At 41.0% G+C, this 5,717-nt stretch carries 5 protein-coding genes and 1 pseudogene; 3 read left to right on the forward strand and 3 right to left on the reverse strand.

Annotation, left to right across the window (positions count from 1 at the left end; all coding sequences use genetic code 11):
• Positions 1 to 28: 28 nt before the first annotated feature.
• Positions 29 to 244: a hypothetical protein gene (locus ACFE90_RS35510; protein ID WP_375506955.1), complete on the reverse strand. Its 216-nt coding sequence runs from the start codon at positions 242 to 244 to the stop codon at positions 29 to 31.
• 432 nt (positions 245 to 676) lie between these two features.
• Here ACFE90_RS35510 and ACFE90_RS35515 point away from each other — a divergent pair, with 432 nt between their 5' ends.
• Entirely contained in the window at positions 677 to 1,450 is a 774-nt protein-coding gene (locus ACFE90_RS35515) for a hypothetical protein (protein WP_375506956.1), read from the forward strand.
• 224 nt (positions 1,451 to 1,674) lie between these two features.
• Here the strand turns inward: ACFE90_RS35515 and ACFE90_RS35520 are convergent, their stop codons facing one another.
• Together ACFE90_RS35520 and ACFE90_RS35525 are read right to left on the reverse strand one after the other, a co-directional pair.
• A complete protein-coding gene (locus tag ACFE90_RS35520; protein WP_375506957.1) occupies positions 1,675 to 2,448 on the reverse strand; it encodes an SDR family oxidoreductase in 774 nt (257 codons plus the stop codon).
• A gap of 125 nt (positions 2,449 to 2,573) precedes the next feature.
• Positions 2,574 to 3,413, reverse strand: coding sequence for a nuclear transport factor 2 family protein (locus ACFE90_RS35525; protein ID WP_375506958.1), 840 nt, complete (start codon positions 3,411 to 3,413; stop codon positions 2,574 to 2,576).
• 85 nt (positions 3,414 to 3,498) lie between these two features.
• On the opposite strand from ACFE90_RS35525, the gene murG reads away from it, so the two are divergent.
• Positions 3,499 to 4,572, forward strand: a complete 1,074-nt coding sequence (murG, locus tag ACFE90_RS35530; protein ID WP_375506959.1) for an undecaprenyldiphospho-muramoylpentapeptide beta-N-acetylglucosaminyltransferase — start codon at positions 3,499 to 3,501, stop codon at positions 4,570 to 4,572.
• A gap of 59 nt (positions 4,573 to 4,631) precedes the next feature.
• Positions 4,632 to 5,663: pseudogene (locus ACFE90_RS35535) on the forward strand (hypothetical protein); the annotation flags it as partial.
• Positions 5,664 to 5,717: the final 54 nt, after the last annotated feature.

Here is a 5,717-nt window from a genome sequence, read left to right on the forward strand (position 1 = left end):
TTTTGGGATTTTTGCACAGATCCAGTAATCATAAGTGATTAACCGGACTTGATATAATCCATCGGTCAGTAACTAGAATTTGCTGATGGGCGTGCTTATAGTCTTCATGTGGAACCTCTGCGCCTCCTGATTGATATTTAATCTTGTCCAAGACGTAAAGTGGCAAACCAGTGATTTGAGATAATCTCTTGCTTAAAGTTGATTTTCCGCCTCCAGCATTGCCAAACACCGCTACTTTTTTCATCGCCACTCTCCTTTTAGTGCAATCAAGTCAAATCTGGCACAAGCTTGTCACGAAAGAATAAAAGTTATAGCTATATTACCTTTATACTACAGAATGTGTTGTCAGAAGATTTCTACTACCAGGACTTAAACATTTTTGAGGCATAAAAAAGACTCAAACCTTGAAACTCTACAAAGCAGTATTTCATTATTTATAACTTCTCTGTTTCTAAGCACTGATTCATTTTTTTATATATGTGCAACTAAAAAAACCATCACAATCACGTTTGTTGCTACTCTTGTTAAAAGGGTAGCAAAGAGAATTAACCTAATTGGTGTAGCTACTTCATTGAAAAACTCGTGTGTGCAAATAGAAAAACCATCACAATCATTCCCGTATAACTGCTGGGGCATAGTCATGATCGAGGTATAGTTTCACTGGATACAGGGCAAAATGTATATCAACTTTTTCATCAGTTCCATTGCTGGAATTGTAATTGTGGTGCTAACAGCTTTTGGTTTACTGCAATGGTTGCACATCCCTGCTGGTAACTTTCTTGATTGGGTGATTGGTGGTGCAAGCTTTTGGTGGCTGTTGGTAATTGTTACTGTCCCGTGGAATGTGCATTTTCAAGCCAAAGAAGTCTTAGCAGAAGCAGCACAATCTAAAGAGAAAGGAATTCCAGTCGATGAGAAACAAGTAAACTATGTCACAGTGTTGGCAAATCGATCGCTCTGGGTTGCCATTGCTTTACACTTATTCTCGGCAGTTGGTCTTTATACTCTTGCTGCCACTGGTATTAGTACGGTGGGATATATAAGTTCTGGTGCAGCTTTGTTATTAACAATTCTGCGTCCAGCGATTCGGGCGTATGAGTATTTATATGCGCGGTTAGCGATGATTCGCCAAGAATGGAAGTATCCGCGCGAAGATATTGTTGAACTGCGCGATCGCTTCTCCATATTGGAACAAAAAATCCAGTCATTTGAGGAGCAACTTAACCCTGAACAATCTTATTCATTACCCGCAACTCAACAACGCTTTGCCGAAGAAACTCGTAGAGATTTAGCTCGAATTGCCGCTAACTTGGAAGCATTAGGGGCGACAAATCAAACTGAACATGAGCGTTTGGCAAGAGAAGCACGAACTGCGATCGCGCAACTTTCCACGGATGGGCAATTTCTCGATCATGTCCGCGAAATTATTCGATTTTTTAAGACCGCTTAATTATTATTTATCAAAAAAGAATTCAGGAGTCAGGAGCCAGAATACCCTTTCAGGGAAGCAAGCTACAGAATTAAATTCTGTGCAAGTGGCGGGTCTGAATCCCCCACTGATAGCGTAGCATTAGCGTTAGCGATAGCGTTAGCGATAGCGTTAGCGTTAGCGTTAGCGATAGCGTTAACGTTAGCGAGGAACGAGCGTCTTGATTCTGACTTCTGAATTCTTCTTCAAGTTCGCCGATTAACTAAAGTAGCGCTAGCTTGGTCAACAGGCATCAGCACAACTTCATTAATATTGACATGGGGCGATCGCGTTACACAGAAAAATATCACATCAGCCACATCATCTGCTGTCAGGGGCTTAACTCCCTGGTAGACTTTGTTGGCACGTTCAGCATCTCCGTGAAAGCGCACATTGCTAAATTCGGTTTCTACCATACCAGGGTCAACGGAAGTTACACGTACCCGCGTTCCCAACAGGTCTTGTTTTAAACCTTCCGAAATTGCCCTCACAGCAGCTTTGGTAGCACAGTAGACATTACCACCGGGATAGGTTTGATGTCCAGCAATGGAACCTAAATTGACCACATGGCCGCGATCGCGGCTTACCATTCCTGGAACGACATAGCGGGACACGTAAAGTAAACCCTTAACGTTAGTATCAATCATGTCTTCCCAGTCTTGAAAGCTGCCTTCTTGCAACTTGTCTAAACCACGACTTAGACCAGCATTGTTGATCAGAATATCGATGTCAGACCAGGCAGACGGTAGAGTAGAAATGGCTTCTTCTACAGCATTGCGATCGCGCACATCTAGCTGTAACAAATGAATTTCAATACCAAATTCTTTAACGAGAGTATCTGCTAGCTGCTGCAAACGTTCCAGCCGTCGTGCCGCTAGGATTAGTTTTGCACCCGCACCAGCGAAGATTCTCGCGCAAGCAGTACCAATACCACTACTTGCACCAGTTATTAAAATGATTTGATTTTCTAGCGAAGTCATTAGGATAGTTAGGAGTGAGGAGTTAATAGTTATGAATTATGAAATAGTACAAGTTTCATAGTTCATAATTTATCATCACTCGTCTATAACTCCTAACTCCTGTACAGACGAGATTAATCGCGTCTCTACTTCTTCACCACTTGCAGGCGCTGAGTTACCATTGTCATCCCATTACCGCGCAGGATGACAGCAGAAACCCATTGGCTACCAGGGGTAGATGGTGCTTGTGCGGTTTTAAACAGTCCGCCAGATGTCAGTAATTCCAAATCCACGGATGTGGGGTTGAGAAACTTCTCTGCTTGTATGGGTTCCTCTAGCGCCGTTCCTAGTAGAAAATCATCACCCAGTGGCTCTTGGACGATCGCATCAAAATTATACTTTTGACCAACCAGCACCTGCTCTGGTAATTTAATATTAATTTGGGGCGGCTTGCTGCCAGAGGTAAGTTGGGTGCGTTCTGACAAAATATCTTGGCGGACTATTTTTCCGCCTGCAATGCGCTGACGCGATTTAATCGTGGCATTGAGAGTCGAATTATTATTGTTAGTGGAAGATAAGCCAGTTATCTTCGTTTCAGTTTCTGCAATAATTGCATTACCTTCAGGTTTTGAAGATAGCAGTTTTGTACTGTATTGCAATTTGGGATATCGTTGCCAAAGTGAAGTCAAAGACTTTTCCAGGGTTTGCAGGTTTAATCCATCCCCATGAGTGAAATTGGGGCTGTAGAATTGCAACACACCTTTGACATCGCCCCGACTAGCGGCTGCATCAACTTGTGTCAACAGGTTTTTCACATCAGCTGGTGCATTTTGAGCTGTACCAGCTTGGACTAACTGTTGTGGTGTCGCCGCTTGAGTGCGTTGCCAACCACTTGTTAAACCAAGGGTTAGCAGGAATGAAACTAGCCAGATACTAGCTGTAAATCTGAGTTGTCGTCTCACTAAAGCGGTAATAATGTTAGTCATTGGTTAAGAGTTTACTGATTTGATGAGAGAAAGTAAGGAAATTGTTTTATCTTAGTTAAGCTAGACGCTAAACGGTAGAGGTTTGATGGCAAACGCACCGATACGATTATTAATAGCTGCCAGTGGGACTGGTGGACATTTGTTTCCAGCGATCGCACTGGCACAAAAATTGCCAGATTATCAAATCGAATGGCTGGGAGTACCCAATCGGCTAGAAACTGAACTTGTCCCTAAAGAGTATCCCTTGAATACTATTGCAGTTGAAGGGTTTCAGCAAGGGTTTGGACTCTCCTCGATTCGCATTTTGGGTAAACTCGCCCTTTCGATTATAGAAGTCAGACGAATTTTAAAGCAGGGAAATTTTCAAGGGGTGTTTACCACAGGGGGTTACATTGCCGGGCCAGCCGTCATTGCGGCGCGTTCCCTCGGTTTACCCGTGGTTTTTCACGAATCTAACGCAATACCTGGTAAAGTAACTCGCTTTTTTGGCCCTTGGTGTAACGCGGTAGCCTTGGGATTTGAAGTAGCTGCTAAGTATTTACCCAGTGCTAAAAATGTTTGTGTTGGTACTCCTGTAAGGGCGCAATTCTTGGATGGGGCAATTCATGCACCCCTAGATTTAGCTATTCCTGAAGGTGTTCCTTTAATTGTCGTATTTGGTGGTAGCCAAGGCGCAGTTACGGTTAATAAGTTAGTGCGCGAATCTGCAAACGCTTGGTTTGATGCTGGTGCTTATGTAGTACATTTAACTGGCGATCGCGACGAGGAAGCAGATAGCCTCAAACATCCACAGTACATAGTCTTACCTTTTTACAACAATATGGCAGCATTGTTGCAACGAGCTACTCTTGCCATTAGTCGTTCTGGTGCTGGTAGCTTGACAGAATTGGCAGTGTGTGGAACGCCAGCAATTTTGATTCCTTACCCCTTTGCTGCCGAAGACCATCAATCTTATAATGCAGACGTATTTACTTCATCTGGTGCGGCGTTAACACTGAAGCAGTCAGAGTTAACGGCACAAATATTACAAAGTAATGTGTTGAATTTGTTGCAATCACCAGATGAATTAGCAAAGATGGGGAAAAAAGCTCATGCGATCGCAGTTCCTGATAGTGCCGAAAAATTGGCGCAGTTAGTGCGTGAGGTGATAGAAACTTAAAAAATTCAAAATTAAAAATAGAAGATACTAAGAGATAATAGGAATTTATTCCTTAAGTTATGAATATCTTATTTAACCAAAAATTCCGTATCACAGTAGGTTGTGCTGCCTTGTTGCTTGTCAGTTTAGCCAGTAGCCATTTATATACTCAGTTAAAAACTAAACAGCTAGCCCAACAAGATAAATTTTTTACTCAGCAAGAAAATTTTACCCCATTTAAATCACAGATTTCTCTCACCTCAAATCAAGTTGTTCATAAACTTGATTTGAAGTTTAAAAATCCTTTAATCACTAAACAAACATCTGATGAGATTCTAGACAAGCAAAATATTTTTTCATTTCAACATAATTTGTTAGCTGCATCTGCACCCTATCGAGTTGTCGATGAGTTCAAAAAATATAAATTTAGTATCAATGGCAGCCAAATTGTTACTCCAGTCAAACTGCCAAGTAGTAAGGTCAACTTCAATCAAAAAGATTTGTTAACCGTTCTCGTTAATACTAGAAAATATTTTCAAGATTATAGTTCAGAAGACCCAGATATTTTGCGTACAGGGATGCTTGCTACTCAAGGCGTTACTGTTCCAGATGTGATCAATACCTTGAATTTCATGATTGTTGTTTTAAAGGAGGATATTGCTAATAATCGAGTTACTCGTTTGCAAGAGCCCAAGTTTATCAATTCCAATTTTCGAGTTATTAAATGGACTGCTTATAACCCAAAAGACAAAAAACAAAAACAATTAAGAATTACCAAATATGCTGTGTTTACTCACCCCGGTTCTCGCAAGAAAACCTCTACTTTTAATACACCAATTTATAGTTTAAAAGAAAACTCTAATAACGATAAATTTTACACTAGATACACAAAGCAGGATGTTTTGTCAGGTATTTATGAACCAGGTGGTAAAGAATTTGGAAAAGTTACAAGTCTCGCTTATCTAACCAGAAATGGCTTAGAAGAAGCAATTATGGAAGGAACTATACTGATTAATTTCACAGATGGTTATAAGGCATTTTTTAATGTAGATAGAAATAATTCAATGCCTTATATTCGCGGATTGAAGGCAACAGCACAAAAGCGTTATTGGTGAACCTATCCCACTAATAATATTTTGTGAATCCAGATGTGGATAGTAGCGAGG

Source organism: uncultured Nostoc sp. (assembly GCF_964245445.1).
In the GTDB taxonomy this organism is placed as follows: domain Bacteria; phylum Cyanobacteriota; class Cyanobacteriia; order Cyanobacteriales; family Nostocaceae; genus Nostoc.

Bases quoted from the DNA above. Each gene is read 5' to 3' on its own strand.
- ACFE90_RS35520 (WP_375506957.1), bottom strand. From the start codon at position 2,448: ATGACTTCGCTAGAAAATCAAATCATTTTAATAACTGGTGCAAGTAGT.
- ACFE90_RS35515 (WP_375506956.1), top strand. From the start codon at position 677: ATGTATATCAACTTTTTCATCAGTTCCATTGCTGGAATTGTAATTGTG.
- murG (WP_375506959.1), top strand. From the start codon at position 3,499: ATGGCAAACGCACCGATACGATTATTAATAGCTGCCAGTGGGACTGGT.
- ACFE90_RS35525 (WP_375506958.1), bottom strand. From the start codon at position 3,413: ATGACTAACATTATTACCGCTTTAGTGAGACGACAACTCAGATTTACA.
- ACFE90_RS35510 (WP_375506955.1), bottom strand. From the start codon at position 244: ATGAAAAAAGTAGCGGTGTTTGGCAATGCTGGAGGCGGAAAATCAACT.